The sequence below is a fragment of the Bradyrhizobium elkanii WSM2783 genome (genome assembly GCF_000472865.1).
GTDB lineage: Bacteria > Pseudomonadota > Alphaproteobacteria > Rhizobiales > Xanthobacteraceae > Bradyrhizobium > Bradyrhizobium elkanii_A.
Genome location: NZ_AXAP01000020.1, coordinates 69,980 through 87,599, shown reverse-complemented (window position 1 = coordinate 87,599; position 17,620 = coordinate 69,980). Strand labels below are relative to the sequence as shown.

The following is a 17,620-nucleotide window of genomic DNA, read 5'->3' as shown; positions in this document are numbered from 1 at the left end:
GCTACATTTCAACACTGACTGATCCGCAGGGCTTGAAGGTTTGGAGCGAGTGCCCGTGCAAGCATCCTTCATGTTTCTGGGCGTAGGCAAGCACGCCCATGATAATCAAAGCCACCACGACCAGTCCGGCTACGAGGTTCTGCACCATGGCTGCCACTCCAGCTCAACTCGCAAGGCGACCAACGCGATCGTGCCCCGGCGCGATCGTGGGGATCAACGCCGGGGCGCGCTTCCTCTCCGCCGACCGGGGCTGGGGGCTGAGTGGCCAGCGAGAGGTCGCGCAGCCAAGGAGAGCACAGCCGTCGAACTGATGGCAGTGCAAACCGTGCCGCGCAGTGCAAAAAATCTGGACGTCGTGCAGCGCCTTCGGCTGAGTGCAGCAAAACCCATCAACTCCTCATCGGGACTAAGATGATGGGTTTCGCTGTGCTCTAGCCATCCTACGCATCGAGCCAGTTCAACGCGCCCTTCCCCGCGGCGGCGCCCGTCGCAAACGACGCCTGCAAGAGATAGCCGCCGGTGGGCGCTTCCCAGTCGAGCATCTCGCCGGCGACGAAGATGCCGGGCAAGCGGCGGAGCATGAAGTTGTCGTCGAGCTCGTCGAAGGCGATGCCGCCGGCGGTGGAGATGGCGCGGCCGATCGGCGCGATGCCGGTGAGACGCAACGGTACGGCGTTGACGAGGCGGGCGAGATCGGCGGCAGGCTGCGACGGCAGAGAAAGCCCCGAGGTTTTTGCTGCTTCCTGCAGCAGGCCGATGGCGATGGGCGCAAGGTTCAAGGCTTTGCGCAGGAAGTTCGAGAACGATTGCTTGCCTTTCGGCGCTGATAGCTTTGCGGCGAGTTCATCGATTGAGAGATCGGGCCTCAAGGCGATATGGAGCGTTGCCTCGCCATCACGGAGGATCGCCTCGCGCAGATCGGCCGATAGCGCGTAGATGGCGCCTCCCTCGATGCCGGTGCGGGTGATGATGGCTTCTCCCCGTACCTGCTGCTCGCCGAAGCTTAACGCGACGCTCTTGAGCGGCTGGCCCTCGAAGCGGTCGCGGAAGATATCCGACCAGGCGACGGTGAAGCCGGAATTGGCTGGACGTAACGGCGAGACTCTTACGCCTTTCGCCGTCAGCACATCCACCCATGCGCCATCAGACCCGAGCCGCGGCCAGCTCGCGCCGCCGAGCGCCAGGATGGTGGCGCGGGCTTCAGCGGCGCGCGTTCCTTCCGGCGTTTGAAACAGCAGGCGGCCGTCATTGTCCCACCCGCTCCAGCGATGCCGCAGCAACAGCCGCACACCTGCGCCGTCTAGCCGGCGCAGCCAGGCGCGCAGCAGCGGCGAGGCCTTGAACGCTTTCGGGAAGACACGGCCGCTGGAGCCGACAAAGGTCGGCTGGCCCAGCGCCTCACTCCAGTCGCGCAACGCTTGCGGTGGGAACGCTTCGATGGCGGCCTCAAGATGCGGCATCGCCTCGCGATAGCGCGCGAGGAATTTTGGCAGCGGCTCGCTGTGGGTGAGATTGAGGCCGCCGCGGCCGGCCATCAGGAATTTGCGGCCAGCCGATGGCATCGCGTCGTAGATCGTGACCAGCGCGCCGGCCTGCGCCAGCACTTCAGCCGCCATCAGGCCGGCGGGGCCGGCGCCGATGACGGCAACTTGGTGTGGAGCGGAAGGCATGGCTTGAGTTTAGGCAGGATTCTCGTACCGCAAAACGGCCGTCATGCCCGGGCTTGACCCGGGCATCCACGAAGAACTTGCGCAGCCCTCACGACGTGGATGGCCGGGTCAAGCTCGGCCATGACGGTTGAGTGCGGCGACGCGACGTCGCGTTACAGCTTGATCCCTGCTCTTGCCGCCGCCTGGGCGACATATTTCTGCGTCTGCTCGAACGCGCCCTGCAACGCCCTGGCTTTCGACATGTCGCTGATCTCAGCGAAATGCGCGGCGATGGCGTCGGGGGTCCATTCGGAGGGCGGCAGGTTGATGCCCTCGGTCTCCAGGATCTTGATCACCGCAAACGAGCCGGCGCCGGCGCCCATGATGGTGCGGGTCGGCGCGTCCTCGCTCAGCATATATTCCACCGCCGGCGTAATCGCTTCCGGTTTCATCAGCGCGAGCGCCTGCGGCGGCAGCAATTCCTCGGTCATGCGGGTCGCGGCCGTCGGCGAGATGGTGTTGACGCGGATGTTGTTCTTGCGGCCTTCTTCGGCGAGCACGTTCATCAGCCCGACCATGCCGGCCTTCGCCGCACCGTAATTGGCCTGACCGAAATTGCCGTAAAGGCCTGAGGACGAGGTCGTCAGCACGATGCGGCCGTAATTGCGGTCGCGCATGCCGGCCCATACCGCCTTGCAGCAGTAGAAGCTGCCGACGAGATGGACATCCAACACCTTCTGGAAATCGGCGACTTCGAGCTTGCCGAACGACTTGTCGCGCAGGATGCCGGCATTGGCGCAAAGCAGATCGACGCTGCCCCACTCCTTGGTCGCGCGCTCGACCATCGCCGTGACCTGCTCGAAGTTCGAGACGTCGGCGCCGTCGGCGATCGCGGTGCCGCCCGCTTTCCGTATCTCCTCGACCACAGCTTCAGCCGGCGACAGCGAGGCGCCGGTACCGTCGCGCGCGCCGCCGAAATCATTGACCACCACCTTGGCACCACGGCTCGCGAGCCCCAGCGCGTGCGCCCGTCCGAGACCATTGCCCGCGCCGGTGACGATGGCGACGCGTCCGTCAAACCTGATTGTCATGCGTAGAATTCCCAATGTGATGTGGTCAATCGAAGGCCTTTTCTTCCCTTCTCCCCTTGTGGGAGAAGGTGGCGCGCATCGCGCGCCGGATGAGGGGTTCTCTCCACAGATGCGCTCGCGGAGAGAGACCCCTCACCCGCCTCGCTCCGCGAGGCACCCTCTCCCACAAGGGGAGAGGGTACCAGCGCGCCGATTTGACAGCTTTTGAGCAGCGATGGATGGCCGGGTCAAGCCCGGCCATGACGCTGAAAGGAGCGGCTCAGGCGAAGTAGATCAGGCCGAGCCAGTCGGCGACCAGCGCCGGCTTTTCCTCGCCTTCGATCTCGACCGTAACGTTCGTGCGCGACGCCAGCTCGGTCGGCTTGCGCAGCTTGGCCTCGGCGAGCACGAAGCGTCCGCGGACGCGCTTGCCGGAGCGCACCGGCGAGATGAAGCGCAGCTTGTCGAAGCCGTAATTGACGCCCATCGTGGTGCCCTCGATGACGGGCATCACCTGGTAGGACATGATACTGAGCAGCGACATCGTCAGGAAACCGTGGGCGATCGTGGTGCCGAACGGGGTGTCCTTCGCGCGCTCAGGGTCGACATGGATGAACTGGTGATCCTCGATCACGTCGGCATAGGTATCGATCCGCTGCTGATCGATCAGGTGCCAGGCCGACACGCCGATCTCCTTGCCGACCATGCCCTGGTACGTCTCCAGCGACACGGGCGGCTTCTTCCAGACTTCGTTCATTTTTCTAATTCTCCGATCCAGTCGCGCGGACCTTCTGCAGCTCCGGGAATTCTTCCTCGCGGAACTCAACGCCGCGCAAACTGTCCTCGCGATTATCCTCATGTTCGAGCCGACGCAACTGCACCCGGCGGATCTTTCCGGAGATGGTCTTGGGCAGCTCGGTGACGAGCTCGATCTTGCGGATGCGCTTGAACGGCGCGAGACGGGTGTGCAGATGCCCGAAGATCGACAACGCCGTTTCCGGCGTGCGCTCGACGCCCGAGACCAGCAGCACATAGGCCTTCGGAATTGCGAGCCGGATCGGATCGGGGCTCGGCACGACAGCAGCTTCCGCGACCGCCTCATGCTCAAGCAAGATGCTTTCCAGTTCGAACGGGCTGATGCGGTAATCGGATGATTTGAACACGTCGTCGGTGCGGCCGACGAAGGTCAAATACCCGTCCTCATCGCTGAACACGACGCCGCCGCTGCGATAGATCGCGCCGTCGGCCCCGGAGAGCTTGCCGTCATCGCCCTGATAGCCCTGCATCAGACCAGCGGGCCTGTCGGCACCGAGTACCAGCGTGACCTCGCCCTCCCGGGTCGGATTGCCGTCGAGATCGGTAATCGCGACGCGATAGCCGGGCAGCGGCCGGCCCATCGAGCCGATCTTGACCTTCTGGCCCGGCGAGTTGCCGGCCAGCGCAGTGGTCTCGGTCTGGCCATAGCCGTCGCGAATGGTCAGGCCCCATGCCGCCTGCACCTGATCGATCACTTCCGGGTTGAGCGGCTCGCCGGCGCCGCAGACCTCGCGGAGCGACACCTTGAAGGTCGACAGCTTCTCCTGGATGAACAGGCGCCACACCGTCGGCGGCGCGCACAGCGTGGTGACGCCGCAGCGGCCGATCGTTGAAAGCAGCGACTTGGCGTCAAAGCGCGGCTGGTTGACCACGAACACGGTGGCGCCAGCATTCCAAGGCGCGAAAAAGCAGCTCCAGGCGTGCTTGGCCCAGCCGGGCGAGGAGATGTTGAGATGCACGTCGCCCGGCTGCAGGCCGATCCAGTACATGGTCGAGAGATGACCGACCGGATAGCTGCGCTGGCTGTGCCGCACCAGCTTCGGCTTCGCCGTGGTTCCCGACGTGAAATAGAGCAGCATCGGGTCGTCGGCCTTGGTCGGCCCATCGGGCGTGAAGGTTTCCGATGCATCCGCGGCCTGCTCGAACGGCAGCCAGCCGTCGTGCTGCGACGTCGCTCCGACCACGATGCGCACGAGTTTATCGCTGCCGAGGCCGGAGAACTTCGCAACCTGATCCTGCGTTGCGACCACCGCCCTCGCCTTGCCGCGGTCGAGCCGGTCGCGCAATTCGTCTGCGGTCAGCAGCGTGGTTGCAGGAATCACGACGACGCCGAGCTTCATCGCGGCCAGCATGGTCTCCCAGAGTGGCACGACATTGCCGAGCAGAAGCAGCAGATGATCGCCGCGCCTCAAGCCTTGCGCGCGCAGGAAATTCGCGAGCTGATTGGAGCGGCGCGACAGCGTGGCGAACGACAGCTTCGTCTCGCGGTCGCTGCCACCATCGACGATCCACAGCGCCGCGCGGTCGCGGCTGTCAGGGTTTTGCGCGAGCTCGGCATCGAACCAGTCCAGCGCCCAGTTGAAGGGCACCGGATCGGGCCAGCGAAAACCCTTTACCGCCGTCTCGTAATCCGTGCGGTGCTGAAGCAGAAACGCGCGCGCTTCCTGAAAGGTGGTCATCAGGTCATTCCCTCCGCGCCTTATCCGGCCGCTAAGGGAAACCAGCGACCATTATTTTCCGGCGAGTGCTCTAACGTGCTGGATAATTCCGGAAAAGTCGACCCCGCCGTGACCGGCTGCATCGAACGCCTGATAGATCTCCTGCGCATGCTTGCCGAGCGGCGTCACCGCGCCGGCGGTGTTGGCGGCGTCCTGCGCCAGCGTCAGATCCTTCACCATCAGGTTCGCGGCGAAGCCGGGCTTGTAGCCGTTGTTGGCCGGTGAGGTCGGAACCGGGCCCGGCACCGGGCAATAGCTCGTGATCGCCCAGCACTGGCCCGACGAAGTCGAGGCGACGTCGAACAGCGCCTGATGCGAGAGCCCGAGCTTCTCCGCGAGCACGAAGGCTTCGCCGACGCCGATCATGGAAATGCCGAGGATCATGTTGTTGCAGATCTTGGCCGCCTGCCCTGCACCGGCGCCGCCGCAATGCACGATCTTCTTGCCCATGTTCTCCAGCACGGGCTTGGCCGCCGCGAACGCCCTGTCCTCGCCGCCGCACATGAAGGTGAGCGTCGCTCCCTTGGCGCCGCCGGTGCCGCCGGAGACCGGCGCATCCACCGACAAAACGCCGTGCTTGGCCGCAAGCGCATGCGCCTCTCGCGCGCTTTCGACATCGATGGTCGAGCTGTCGATGATAAGCGCACCCTTGGTCACCGCGGGCAGGATCTCGTTCCACACCGACAGCACATGCTTGCCGGCCGGCAGCATGGTGATGACGATGTCAGCGCCCTTCACCGCGGCGACGCTGCTTTCAGCAATCGCGGCGCCATCGCTCTGAGCCTGATTGCGCGACGCGGCCACCAGGTCGAAGGCCACCACCTTGTGGCCGGCCTTCACCAGGTTAGCGGCCATCGGGCCACCCATGTTGCCGAGACCGATGAATGCAATCGTTGCCATCTGGATGTCCTCCCCGTCCTGTCTTCTATTGTTTAAAATGTCAGCTCGTCGGCGCCGACCTCGGCGAAGTATGGCGCCAGCATTTCCGGTGTCACGTCCTCGACTCTTGCCGGTGACCATTTCGGATTGCGGTCCTTGTCGATCACTGCGGCGCGAACGCCCTCGCGGAAATCGTCGCTGGCGAACACGGCGAGCGCGGCACGATATTCCCGCACCAGGCATTCCTCGAGCGAGGACGATGTCCGCGCCAGCCGCAACAGCTTCAGCGTCACCACCATGCCACGCGGCGATTTCTCGTTCAGCACCTTCAAGGTCGACAGCGCGAATTCCGAGCCGTCGCGCTGCAGCGATGCGATGATGTCTTCCATGCGATCATGCGCGAACCAGGCATCGATCCTGGGCTGCATCGCCGCAGCAGGACCTGAGGTCTCGCCGGTCGCAAAGCCGTCGATCAGCTTCCTGATCTCGGCGTGCGTCACGCCGGCGCGGACTTTCGTCAGCGCCTCGCGCAATTCAGGCAATTTCGACGACGGCACCTCTGCGTCGGCAAATTTCGCATAGATCGCGTCGGGCCCGTTCATGATTTGCCCGGTCAGGCCAAAATAGCTGCCAAGTTCGCCCGGTGAACGCGACAACAGCCAGGTGCCGCCGACATCAGGAAAAAAGCCGAGACCGACTTCGGGCATCGCCAGTTTGGTGCGCTCGGTGACGACACGGTGCGAAGCGTGGCCGGACAGGCCGACGCCGCCGCCCATCACCAATCCATCCATGAACGCCACGTACGGCTTCGGATATTTCGCGATCCGCGCGTTCATGACGTATTCCTGGCGCCAGAACCGCTTGCCGAGGTCGCCTCCCGCCCTGGAGCTCTCATAGAGCCCGCGGATGTCGCCGCCGGCGCAGAGCCCGCGGTCGCCGGCGCCTTCCAGCAGCACCACGGCAACAGCAGGATCGGACTCGAACCGGTCCAGCGCCGCGTCGATGCCCTCGGACATCTCCAGCGTCATCGCGTTGATCGCCTTGGGACGGTTGAGCCGGATCACGCCCGCCGCCCCTTCGCGGCGAACGATCAGGTCGCCTTCATCCTGCACGGCAGCCGTCATCGCGCTCCCTCGATCATCTTGCGCGCCACGATCAGCCGCATGATCTCGTTGGTTCCTTCAAGAATCTGGTGCACGCGCAAATCGCGCACGATCTTCTCGACGCCGTATTCGCTGAGATAGCCGTAGCCGCCGTGCAGCTGCAGCGCCTGGTTCGCGACTTCGAAGCCGACATCGGTGCCGAAGCGTTTTGCCATCGCGCACAGCTTGGTCGCCTCGGGATCTTTGCGGTCGAGCGCCGCGGCGGCGCGCCAGAGGAACGTGCGCGCGGCTTCGAGTTCGGTCGCCATGTCGGCGACGCGGAACTGCAGCGCCTGGAATTCATCGAGCCGCTTTCCGAACGCCTTGCGGTCCTTCATGTAGGCGAGCGCCTTGTCGAGTGCGCTCTGCGCGCCGCCGAGCGAGCAGGCCGCGATGTTGAGCCGGCCGCCGTCGAGGCCGGCCATCGCGATCTTGAAGCCGATGCCTTCTTCGCCCAAACGGTTCTCGACCGGCACGCGCGCATTCTCGAAGATCACCGCGCGGGTCGGCTGCGCATTCCAGCCCATCTTGCGTTCGTTGGCGCCGAGCGAGAGGCCCGGCGTGTCGGCGGGGATGACCAATGTCGAGATCCCGCCGGGACCGTCGCCGCCGGTCCGGACCATCACGACATAGAGATCGCCGCCGCCGGCGCCCGAGATGAACTGCTTCTGGCCGTTCAGCACGTAATGGTCGCCGTCGCGCACCGCGCGGGTGCGCAGCGCCGCGGCATCCGAGCCGGAGCCCGGCTCAGTCAGGCAATAGCTTGCCAAGAGCTCCATCGTGCAGAGCTTTGGCAGCCATTTCTGGCGCTGGGTATCGTTGCCGAAGGCATCGATCATCCACGACGCCATGTTGTGGATGGAGATGAAGGCCGACGTCGTCGGACAGCCGGTCGCGAGCGCCTCGAAGATCAGCGCCGCATCGAACCGCGTCATCGCGGAGCCGCCGACATCGTCCTTGATGTAGATGCCGCCCATGCCGAGCGCCGCCGCTTCGCGCATCACGTCGACCGGAAAATGCTTCTCCTCGTCCCAGCGCAGCGCGTGCGGCGCGATCTTCTCCGCCGCAAACGCCCGCGCCATGTCTCTGACGGCGATCTGGTCCTCGTTCAGAGCGAACTGCATAACGCCCGCCTCGCGCGAGGTCATTTCATCGTCGGGATCGAGAACTCCGCGCCTTCCTTGACGCCCGACGGCCAGCGCGAGGTGACCGTCTTGGTCTTGGTGTAGAAGCGGATCGAATCCGGGCCGTGCTGGTTGAGGTCGCCGAAGCCGGATTTCTTCCAGCCGCCGAAGGTGTAATAGGCGATCGGCACCGGGATCGGCACGTTGATGCCGACCATGCCGACATTCACCTTGGCGGCGAAATCGCGCGCCGCATCGCCGTCGCGGGTGAAGATGGCGACGCCGTTGCCGTAGTCATGATCGGACGGCAGCGCCAGCGCTTCGTTGTAGTCATGCGCGCGCACCACCGACAGCACGGGGCCGAAGATCTCTTCCTTGTAGATCCGCATGTCCTTGGTGACGTTGTCGAACAGCGAGCCGCCGAGATAGAAGCCGTTCTCATAGCCCTGCATCTTGAAGCCGCGGCCGTCGACGGCGAGCGTGGCGCCTTCCTTGATGCCGATGTCGATATAGCCCTTGACCTTCTCGACCGCCTCGCGCGTCACTAGCGGACCGTAATCGGCGGACGGATCGATCGAGGTGCCGATCTTTAAGGATTCCACGCGCGGAATCAGTTTTTCCATCAGACGGTCGGCGGTGGTCTTGCCGACGGGAACGGCGACCGAGACGGCCATGCAGCGCTCGCCGGCCGAGCCGTAGCCGGCGCCGATCAGCGCGTCGACCGCCTGGTCCATGTCGGCGTCGGGCATCACGATGGCGTGGTTCTTGGCGCCGCCGAAGCACTGGCAACGCTTGCCGGTCGCCGCCGCGCGCTCGTAGATATATTGCGCGATCGGCGAGGAGCCGACGAAGCCGATCGCCTTGATGTCGGGATCGTCGAGGATGGCGTCGACCGCTTCCTTGTCGCCGTTGACGACATTGAGGATGCCCGGCGGCAGGCCGGCTTCGATCATCAGTTCCGCAAGCCGCATCGGCACGCCGGGATCGCGCTCCGAAGGTTTCAGGATGAACGCGTTGCCGCAGGCGATCGCGGGCGCGAACTTCCACATCGGGATCATCGCCGGGAAATTGAACGGCGTGATGCCGGCAACGACGCCGAGCGGCTGGCGCAGCGAATAGATGTCGATGCCCGGGCCGGCACCTTCGGTGTATTCGCCCTTCATCAGATGCGGGATGCCGCAGGCGAACTCGACCACTTCCAGGCCGCGCTGGATGTCGCCCTTGGCATCGGGAACGGTCTTGCCGTGCTCGCGCGCCAAGAGCTCGGCGAGCTTGTCATAGTCGCGCTGCACCAGTTCCAGGAACTTCATCATCACGCGGGCGCGCCGCTGCGGGTTGGTCGCCGCCCATTCGGGCTGCGCGGCCTTGGCATTCTCGACCGCGGCGCGCAGCTCAGCCTTCGAGGCCAGCGCCACCTTGGCCTGCACATCGCCGGTCATCGGCTCGAAGACGTCGGCCGTCCGGCCCGAGGTGCCCTTGACCTCCTTGCCACCGATGAAATGTCCGATTGAACGCATGAAAACCTCCCTGGTCCCGGCCGAACGCCTGATCCGCACCTTTAGTTTCGACACGCTTTCTTCACGCGAACCGGTATCCACCCTCGGATCAAGTCCGAGGGCATGCTTCGCTCGAAAACGCTCTAGATCGCTTTACAAACCCTATTGACCCGCATTTTATGGGATTCAAGTCCGATAAATTGCACCATAGATGTGCGGAAATGCTGGATCAAGGCGGCGCGATCGACTGGGATGATTTTCGCTTCGTGCTCGCCATCGTGCGCGGCGGATCGGTGTCGGCTGCGGCAAAACAACTCGGCGTGGATCATGCCACGGTGATCCGCCGTGTCGACCGGCTGGAGCATCACCTTTCGGCGAAGTTGTTCGACCGCCGCAAGACCGGCTACCTCCTGACCGAAGCCGGCCAACGCGTCGCCGACAGCGCGGAGGCGATGGAATCGACCATCGTCGCCAACCAGGAGGCGGTCGGCGGCTCGCGCGCGCATTTGACAGGGACGGTGCGGATCGGCGCGCCCGACGGTTTTGGCAGCCACTTCCTGGCCTCGCGCCTGGTGAAGTTCACCGACCGGTATCCCGATGTCGATCTGCAACTGGTGGCGACGGCGCGATTGTTCAGCCTGTCGAAGCGCGAGGCTGACATCGCGATCAGCCTGACGATGCCGAAGGAAGGCCGCATCGTCGGGCGCAAGCTGCTCGACTACAGCCTCGGCCTCTACGCTGCGCCCGCCTATCTCGAGCGCGCGCCGGACATCGCTTCGCGCGCTGACCTGCAACAGCATCGCTTCGTCGGCTACATCGAGGAACTCTTGTTCACGCCCGAGCTCGACTACCTGCCGCAGGTCTCGCCGAAGATTTCCGCCAAATTCCGCAGCGCCAATCTGATCGCGCAGCTCAACGCGACCATCGCCGGCTACGGCATCGCCGTGCTGCCGCATTTCATGGCGACAGCGCATCCGGAATTGTCACCGGTGCTGCCGGAGGAAGTGCGGATATCACGCACCTTCTGGCTTCTGATGCATGCCGACAGCAAGGACCTCGCCCGCATCCGCGCGGTGGCGGATTACATCTACGAGACGGTCGAGGACGAGCGGGCGTTGTTTAACGGAAGCGAGGCGCCCGCCATGACAACACGGTGTCGTCCCGGCGAAAGCCGGGACCCATAACCAAAGGGACGTGTTGTGGTGCGAGCAAGCAGTTATAGCCTCGCGCCTGATCAAGTCCTGTGGTTATGGGTCCCGGGTCAAGCCCGGGACGACCCAGGTTGGCGCAGCGGAAGCTTCAATGCGCCTTGGCGCGGGGCTTCTTCACCGCCGGCTTCGACGACGACGCACGAGACAACACGGCTTCGCGGCCCGAAGCGAGGATCTCGTCGGAGAACTCGCCATTGCCGGCGATGCGGGCCATCACGACGGTTCCCATCATGGTCGCGAGCGTCGCCATCGCCTGCTTGCGCGCGGTCTTTGGCGGCACGTCCACAATCTGGTCGGCTATCATGTCGATCATGCGTTCCAGCTTGGCGGCGAAGGCCTTGCGGGTCTTCGGGCTTTCGCGGGCGATCTCGGCGCCGAGCGAAGGAACCGCGCAGCCGCGGCCGGGATCGTCGCGGTGCGTCGTCGTGAGATAGGAATCGACGATGGTTGCCAGCCGCTTCTCCGGCGGCGTCTCCTCAACGATCTTGCGCCAACGCTCGTTGCCGCGATCCATCGCATAGTTGAACGCCTCGATCACCAGCGCTTCGCGGGAATCGAAATGGGCGTAGAAGCCGCCATGGGTCAGTCCGACCTCCTTCATCAGGTCGGCGACGCCGATGCCATGAGCGCCGCGTTCGCGCAGCCTGACCGAGGCCTGCTTCACGATCCGCTCGTGGGTCTCCGCTTTGTGTTCTTTCGAATAACGCATGAGAGTCTCATTGGATGTTTCCAGTCATATAATAGCATCAAGATGTAAAGAAAGCTGCAGCTATTTCAAATTCGCGCCACCGATCATGGCGAAGGTCGCGGTAGAGTGCACTGCAAGATTGCCGGCGCCGTCGCGGACGAAACCTTCGGTGTAGCTGTTTTGGCGGCCGAGCTTGATCACCTTGCCCTCTGCCCGGATCGTGCCTGAACGCACCGACAGCGGTCGCAGATAAGTGAGCTTCAGGTCGAGCGTGACCGAGGTCTGGCCGGCGGGGAGCATGGTCGAGATCGCGCAACCCATGGCGGTATCGAGCAATGCCGCAGCGGTCGCGCCGTGCAGGAGCCCGATGGTGTTCTCGAGGCTCTCCTCGGGATCGAGTTCCATCACGATCCGGCTGGGCTCGACGACAGCCATCCGGAAACCGATCAGTTTGGCGAACGGCGGCGGCGGCAGGATGCCGTCGCGGATCCCGCACATCGCTTCCATCCCCGTCATCGCGGCAGCGACCTTCGCGATCGGCCCAGGCGCCTGCCAATGCACCACCCGCTCGCGGCGGGATGTTGGCGAGAGCAGATCGACAGTATCGGCGAAGGTCATGGGCAACTCCTTTCAAGTGACATTAAATGATAATCATCATTCTATTGCACGCACTGCTGCGTCGCAACACCGGTTGCGCGACGGCTTGACAAGCGCCGCCATTGTCCGGGAAGTGGCCGGATGTTCCCCTGCCCCGAGATGATCCCATGGAAATGCTCAACCCCCATTGCGGCGTCGACCGCGATTCCCGCGGCGTGGTCCGCCTCACCGTCTGCAACGCCGGCTCACTGAACATCCTGAGTTCGGCCGTTATCGATGGCGTCCGCGAAGGGTTCGAGAAGCTTGCCGATGACCGCGATATTCGCGCGGTGATCCTGGCCGGCCAGAGCGAGAAGAGCATGATCGGCGGCGCCGATATCAAGGAGATGGCCGAGCTCGAGCAGAAGTCGGCGGAAATCTTCATTACGCGACTGCGCGACCTCTGCGAGGCCGTGCGCCGATTCCCGGCGCCGGTCATCGCGCGAATGCCGGGCTGGTGTCTCGGCGGCGGGCTGGAAGTGGCCGCAGCCTGCGATTTCCGGATCGCGGCGCATGACGCCAAATTCGGCATGCCCGAGGTGCGCGTCGGCATCCCCTCGGTGATCCATGCGGCGCTGCTGCCGCGCCTGATCGGCTGGAGCCGCGCGCGCTGGCTAGTGATGACCGCCGAGAACATCGACGCACCCACCGCGCTCGCCTGGGGCGTCGTCGACAAGGTCGCGAAACAAGGCGAGCTTGACGCCGAGGTCGAACGCACCGTGGCGGCGCTGCTCGAATGCGGCCCCGAAGCGCTGCGCATCCAGAAGGATTTGCTGCGGCAATGGGAAGAACTGCCGCTGACGGAATCGGTCAATTTGAGCGTCAGCGTGTTCGGGAAATCGTTTTTGACCGGCGAACCGCAGCGACTGATGCAGGGGTTTTTGGGGCGAAAGCGGTAGCCGCAAAGCGCGCCGTCATGCCCCGCGAAGGCGGGGCATCCAGTACCCGCCAAACGACGTTCTGTGGTTACTGGATCATCCGCCTTCGCGGATGATGCCAGCGGTAGGGATGAAGCACGACAATTTCTCATGCCGGCGGGCGTTGCAATTTTTGCGGCGCATCATATGATTATCATCATGTGACCAAGAATCCTCCAGGGAGCCCGCCATGGCCAATGCCTCCGATCCCGTCGTTATCCTTTCCGCCGCCCGTACGCCGCTCGGCCGTTTCATGGGCGAATTGTCGCCGTTCAGCGCGCACAAGCTCGGTTCCCATGTGATCGGTGCGGCGCTGGAGCGGGCAAAGCTCGCGCCTGAACGCGTCGATGAAGTGTTCATGGGCAATGTGCTGCCGGCCGGCCAGGGCCAGGCGCCGGCCCGCCAGGCCGCGCGCGGCGCCAAACTGCCGGACGCAACCGGGGCGACCACGGTCAACAAGGTCTGCGGCTCCGGCATGAAGGCGACCATGCTCGGGCACGACATCATCAAGGCCGGCTCGGCCGAGATCGTGGTGTCCGGCGGCATGGAGAGCATGAGCAACGCGCCGTATCTGCTTGCCAAGGCGCGCGGCGGCTATCGCGCCGGCCATGACCGCATCATCGACCACATGATGATGGACGGACTTGAGGACGCCTACGAGACCGGACGCTCGATGGGCGATTTCGGCGAGGCGACGGCGGAGGCCTATCAGTTCACACGCAAGGACCAGGACACTTACGCGATGGAGACGCTCACGCGGGCGCGCAACGCGGTCGAGGGCGGCGCGTTCAAGGCCGAGATCGCGTCGATCACGATCACGGAGAAGGCAGGCCCGCGCGTGATCGCCAATGACGAGCATCCGCTCAAAGTGGATCCCGCCAAGATCCCCGGATTGAAGCCGGCATTCCGCGCCAACGGCACCATCACGCCGGCCGCCTCCTCCGCCAATGCCGACGGCGCCGCGGCGCTGATCCTGGCCAAGCGCTCGCTGGCCGATCGCGACGGCCTGCCGGTACTGGCCGAGATCAAGGGCCATGCCACCCACAGCCAGGAGCCGCAATGGTTCACCACGGCGCCGATCCCGGCGATCCGCAAACTGCTCGACAAGGTCGGCTGGAGCGTCGGCGACGTCGACCTGTTCGAGATCAATGAGGCCTTCGCGGTGGTGGCGATGGCGGCGCAGCGCGACCTCGGAATCCCGCGCGAAAAACTCAACATCAATGGCGGCGCCTGCGCGCTGGGTCACCCGATCGGCGCCACCGGCGCGCGGCTGATCGTGACGCTGCTGCATGCGCTGGAAGCGCAGAACCTGAAGCGCGGTGTCGCCGCGCTCTGCATCGGCGGCGGCGAAGCCACCGCGATCGCGGTCGAGCGGGTCGCGCATTAGCCTTCGCCCCTAATGTCCTGAAACGAGGGAAGTATGGCATTTACGTCATGCCTCCCTCGCGGCAGTATCTGTCTGACGAGCTAACCTTCCAGTTAGAATTTTCCGAGGCTGCATGATCTCGAACTGGCTGGCGGCCGCCCTTGGCCGCCGCAGTGTCCATTACGGCTGGGTGATGGTGGGCGTCACCTTCCTCGCCGCCCTAATTGCCGCCGGCACCGTCGGCGCGCCCGGCGTCTTCATCGTGCCGCTGCAGCAGGAGTTCGGATGGAGCACAGCGGAGATCTCCTCCGCGCTCTCGATCCGTTTCATCCTGTTCGGTCTGATGGCGCCCTTTGCCGCGGCGCTGATGAATCGCTACGGCTTGCGCAATGTGACCTTGGTGGCCCAACTCATCGTGGTTTCCGGCCTGCTTGCCTCGCTCGCGATGACACAGGTCTGGCAGTTGGTGCTGCTGTGGGGAGTCGTGATCGGAATCGGCACCGGCATGACGGCGCTGGTGCTGGGCGCGACGATCGCTGCGCGCTGGTTCGTCGCGCAGCGCGGCCTCGTCATCGGCATCATGACCGCGAGTGTCGCAACCGGCCAACTCGTCTTTCTGCCGCTGCTCGCAACGCTTACTGAGCGCTACGGCTGGCGGATCGCACTGTCGCTGGTATGCGTCGTGCTCGGCCTGTCCGCCTTTCTGGTGCTGCTCGTTATGCGCGACCGGCCAAGCGACGTCGGGCTGCGCCCGTTCGGCGACACCGGCAAGGAGCCAATCCCCGCGCCGCCGCCGAGCAACACGCCGATCATGGCGGTCGCGCTCGGCACGCTGCGCGACGCGTCGAAGTCGCCGGTATTCTGGATCCTGTTCGCGACCTTTTTCATCTGCGGCGCCTCCACCAATGGCCTGGTCCAGGTGCACTTGATCCCGATGTGTCTCGATTTCGGCATTCCGCAGGTACAGGCTGCAAGCCTGCTCGCCGCGATGGGCATTTTCGATTTCTTCGGCACCATCGTCTCGGGCTGGCTGTCGGACCGCTATGACAACCGCTGGCTTCTGTTCTGGTATTACGGCCTGCGCGGGCTGTCGCTGATATTTCTGCCGTTCACCGACTTCTCGTTCTACGGCCTGTCGCTGTTTGCGATGTTCTACGGGCTCGACTGGATCGCTACCGTGCCGCCCACCGTGCGCCTGACCGCGCAGAACTTCGGTGTTGAGCGCGCCAATCTCGTATTCGGCTGGATCTTTGCCGGACATCAGCTCGGCGCCGGTGCCGCCGCTTTCGGTGCCGGCCTGTCGCGGACGGTCTACGCAAGCTACCTGCCCGCCTTCTTCATTGCCGGCGCGCTCTGCCTCATTGCTGCATCGATCGCGCTGGCGATCAGGCGGCCGGCGCTGAAAGCGGTCGCGGCAGCCGCTTAGATCCCGTAGGGTGGGCAAAGCGCAGCGTGCCCACCTTTCCTTGCACCGACTGTGGGCGGTGGGCACGCTGGGCTTTGCCCACCCTACAAGTCGCGGCGCGCCTCCAGAGTAACGTCGTCACTCATCACGCAGCTAATACGTGATGGTCGTACGTACACCGACCATTACACCATCCTTGATGCGATGCGTCTGCGTGGGATCGTAGGGATCGACCGCGCCGCCGCCCGGATGCGCAATATATTGAAGCACCGGCTGCAGATAGAAGCCGGGCCTGACCTCATGCTGATAGGTGACCTCGAAGATCGCCTCGTAGTCGCGGATCGGGTATGGCGTTCCGGTGAAGAACTGGATGTCGCGATCGAGGGCGCGGGCGCGGTCGGAGATCCTGGCATAGGTTGCAGCGACGCCGAACCTGTCGTTCGGATGGGCGTCGCTGAAGCCGGTGAACAGGAAGCCTCCGTCGACATAGGCGTTGACCAGGTTGCGATCGGACGGGCTCACCGAGGCCCGCATGAAGAATGCGACGCCCTTGTCCGAACCGGGTGCGGCGCGCGCCAATTGCTGCTCGTAGACCATGAACAATCCCTGGTTTCGGCGCCACCACGCCGGATTGCCCGAGCTATTCGGATCGGCGAGCGACAGGCCGTCACCCGAAAAGCGCTGATCGGGAAACGACATCATGTGATACCAGCCACCGCCGCTGATCGTCGCCGGCAGCCGGCTCTCGCCGATCTCGAACTTGTATTTGAGCTGTCCGATCCACCACGGCGGATCGTTGACGCGGAACAGAAGGCCGTTGGCATTGGCGATCTGCGCGTCGTCCGCATCCGGCGCTGCCGCACTGCCGTCGAACAGTGCGAGATAGGCGGTGATCCGGTCTGAGAGCGCCGCCTTGATGCGGATGCCAGGAACCGCGAGCGGGGGCGACGGCCCGCCCCCCGGCAGGTTGATCCCTGTGATGCCGGGCCAGCCCAGCGCGGAGTTGATGAAGATGTCGTCGTACTGGCTGTCGATGAACTCAATGTCGGAGGCCTGTTGGCCAACGCGGACGGCGAGCTTGCCGCCAAGCAGTTGCTGCTCGATCCAGAGCTCATAGAGCCGCGTCGAGGACAAGGCCTCGACGCCGGAGACCAGCATCAGATTGCCGATATAGCTGCGCGACAGGCCGTCGCCATGGATCTGGAACACGTTGGCGTGGAAGGTGGCGCCGGTCCAGCCCATCACCTTTTCAAGGTCGATGGTGGTGCCGAGGTCGAGACGCCCGGTATAGATCGCACCGGTACGCATGCCGCCCGAGACGTTGGCGAGCCCCTCGCCGATATAGGTCAGGCTGAACTGGTAGCCGGCATCGGCCAGCCTGTCGCGCAGGTCCTTGTCGCCGCCGTCGGGCTGATCTGCCGCGCGGGCGGCTGCGAGAGCAAGGGCAGTGATCGCCGCGAATACCGTGACCGCGCGGATGAGCACTCGGTACATGCAATGATA

16 protein-coding genes are annotated in these 17,620 nt (G+C 64.4%); 4 read left to right on the top strand and 12 right to left on the bottom strand.

Translation table 11 applies throughout. From position 1 onward, the window contains the following. Position 1: 1 nt before the first annotated feature. The 9 genes from YY7_RS61940 to YY7_RS0119195 all read right to left on the bottom strand — a co-directional run bounded on the left by YY7_RS61940 (position 2) and on the right by YY7_RS0119195 (position 9,915). A complete protein-coding gene (locus tag YY7_RS61940) occupies positions 2-148 on the bottom strand; it encodes a hypothetical protein (protein ID WP_196237294.1) in 147 nt (48 codons plus the stop codon). A 292-nt stretch (positions 149-440) separates the two neighbouring features. Continuing rightward, positions 441-1,670 (bottom strand): TIGR03862 family flavoprotein, encoded by a 1,230-nt coding sequence (locus YY7_RS0119230; RefSeq protein ID WP_028164636.1) that lies wholly within the window; start codon positions 1,668-1,670, stop codon positions 441-443. Positions 1,671-1,822: 152 nt separating this feature from the next. Next, a complete protein-coding gene (locus tag YY7_RS0119225) occupies positions 1,823-2,740 on the bottom strand; it encodes an SDR family NAD(P)-dependent oxidoreductase (RefSeq protein ID WP_028164635.1) in 918 nt (305 codons plus the stop codon). Positions 2,741-2,999: 259 nt separating this feature from the next. After that, positions 3,000-3,476 (bottom strand): MaoC family dehydratase, encoded by a 477-nt coding sequence (locus YY7_RS0119220; protein WP_028164634.1) that lies wholly within the window; start codon positions 3,474-3,476, stop codon positions 3,000-3,002. Between the two features lie 4 nt (positions 3,477-3,480). Further along, positions 3,481-5,214 (bottom strand): AMP-binding protein, encoded by a 1,734-nt coding sequence (locus YY7_RS0119215; RefSeq protein ID WP_028164633.1) that lies wholly within the window; start codon positions 5,212-5,214, stop codon positions 3,481-3,483. 51 nt (positions 5,215-5,265) lie between these two features. Continuing rightward, on the bottom strand, positions 5,266-6,153 hold the full coding sequence (gene mmsB / locus YY7_RS0119210; protein ID WP_028164632.1) for a 3-hydroxyisobutyrate dehydrogenase: 888 nt from the start codon (positions 6,151-6,153) through the stop codon (positions 5,266-5,268). A gap of 32 nt (positions 6,154-6,185) precedes the next feature. Continuing rightward, positions 6,186-7,256, bottom strand: a complete 1,071-nt coding sequence (locus YY7_RS0119205) for an enoyl-CoA hydratase/isomerase family protein (RefSeq protein ID WP_028164631.1) — start codon at positions 7,254-7,256, stop codon at positions 6,186-6,188. Next, a complete protein-coding gene (locus tag YY7_RS0119200; protein WP_028164630.1) occupies positions 7,253-8,398 on the bottom strand; it encodes an isobutyryl-CoA dehydrogenase in 1,146 nt (381 codons plus the stop codon). Before YY7_RS0119200 ends, YY7_RS0119205 begins: the two co-directional genes overlap by 4 nt. A 20-nt stretch (positions 8,399-8,418) precedes the next feature. Beyond that, positions 8,419-9,915 (bottom strand): CoA-acylating methylmalonate-semialdehyde dehydrogenase, encoded by a 1,497-nt coding sequence (locus tag YY7_RS0119195; RefSeq protein WP_028164629.1) that lies wholly within the window; start codon positions 9,913-9,915, stop codon positions 8,419-8,421. 200 nt (positions 9,916-10,115) lie between these two features. On the opposite strand from YY7_RS0119195, the gene YY7_RS52205 reads away from it, so the two are divergent. Next, on the top strand, positions 10,116-11,078 hold the full coding sequence (locus YY7_RS52205; RefSeq protein ID WP_051396802.1) for a LysR family transcriptional regulator: 963 nt from the start codon (positions 10,116-10,118) through the stop codon (positions 11,076-11,078). 115 nt (positions 11,079-11,193) lie between these two features. Here YY7_RS52205 and YY7_RS52200 read toward each other — a convergent pair whose 3' ends face one another. Together YY7_RS52200 and YY7_RS0119180 are read right to left on the bottom strand one after the other, a co-directional pair. Further along, the gene (locus tag YY7_RS52200) at positions 11,194-11,814 is read right to left on the bottom strand and encodes a TetR/AcrR family transcriptional regulator (RefSeq protein WP_035690458.1); all 621 of its coding nucleotides are present in this window, start codon (positions 11,812-11,814) and stop codon (positions 11,194-11,196) included. Between the two features lie 60 nt (positions 11,815-11,874). Beyond that, a complete protein-coding gene (locus YY7_RS0119180; protein WP_028164628.1) occupies positions 11,875-12,411 on the bottom strand; it encodes a PaaI family thioesterase in 537 nt (178 codons plus the stop codon). A gap of 146 nt (positions 12,412-12,557) precedes the next feature. Between YY7_RS0119180 and YY7_RS0119175 the strand changes: the two genes are divergently transcribed. The 3 genes from YY7_RS0119175 to YY7_RS0119165 all read left to right on the top strand — a co-directional run bounded on the left by YY7_RS0119175 (position 12,558) and on the right by YY7_RS0119165 (position 16,138). Beyond that, entirely contained in the window at positions 12,558-13,328 is a 771-nt protein-coding gene (locus tag YY7_RS0119175; protein ID WP_028164627.1) for an enoyl-CoA hydratase, read from the top strand. A gap of 208 nt (positions 13,329-13,536) precedes the next feature. Beyond that, entirely contained in the window at positions 13,537-14,733 is a 1,197-nt protein-coding gene (locus YY7_RS0119170; protein WP_028164626.1) for an acetyl-CoA C-acyltransferase, read from the top strand. Between the two features lie 112 nt (positions 14,734-14,845). Beyond that, positions 14,846-16,138 carry an MFS transporter gene (locus YY7_RS0119165; protein WP_028164625.1) on the top strand — a complete coding sequence of 431 codons (1,293 nt, stop codon included), beginning with the start codon at positions 14,846-14,848 and terminating at the stop codon, positions 16,136-16,138. A gap of 132 nt (positions 16,139-16,270) precedes the next feature. Here YY7_RS0119165 and YY7_RS0119160 read toward each other — a convergent pair whose 3' ends face one another. After that, positions 16,271-17,611, bottom strand: coding sequence for a carbohydrate porin (locus YY7_RS0119160; RefSeq protein WP_028164624.1), 1,341 nt, complete (start codon positions 17,609-17,611; stop codon positions 16,271-16,273). Positions 17,612-17,620 lie beyond the last annotated feature (9 nt).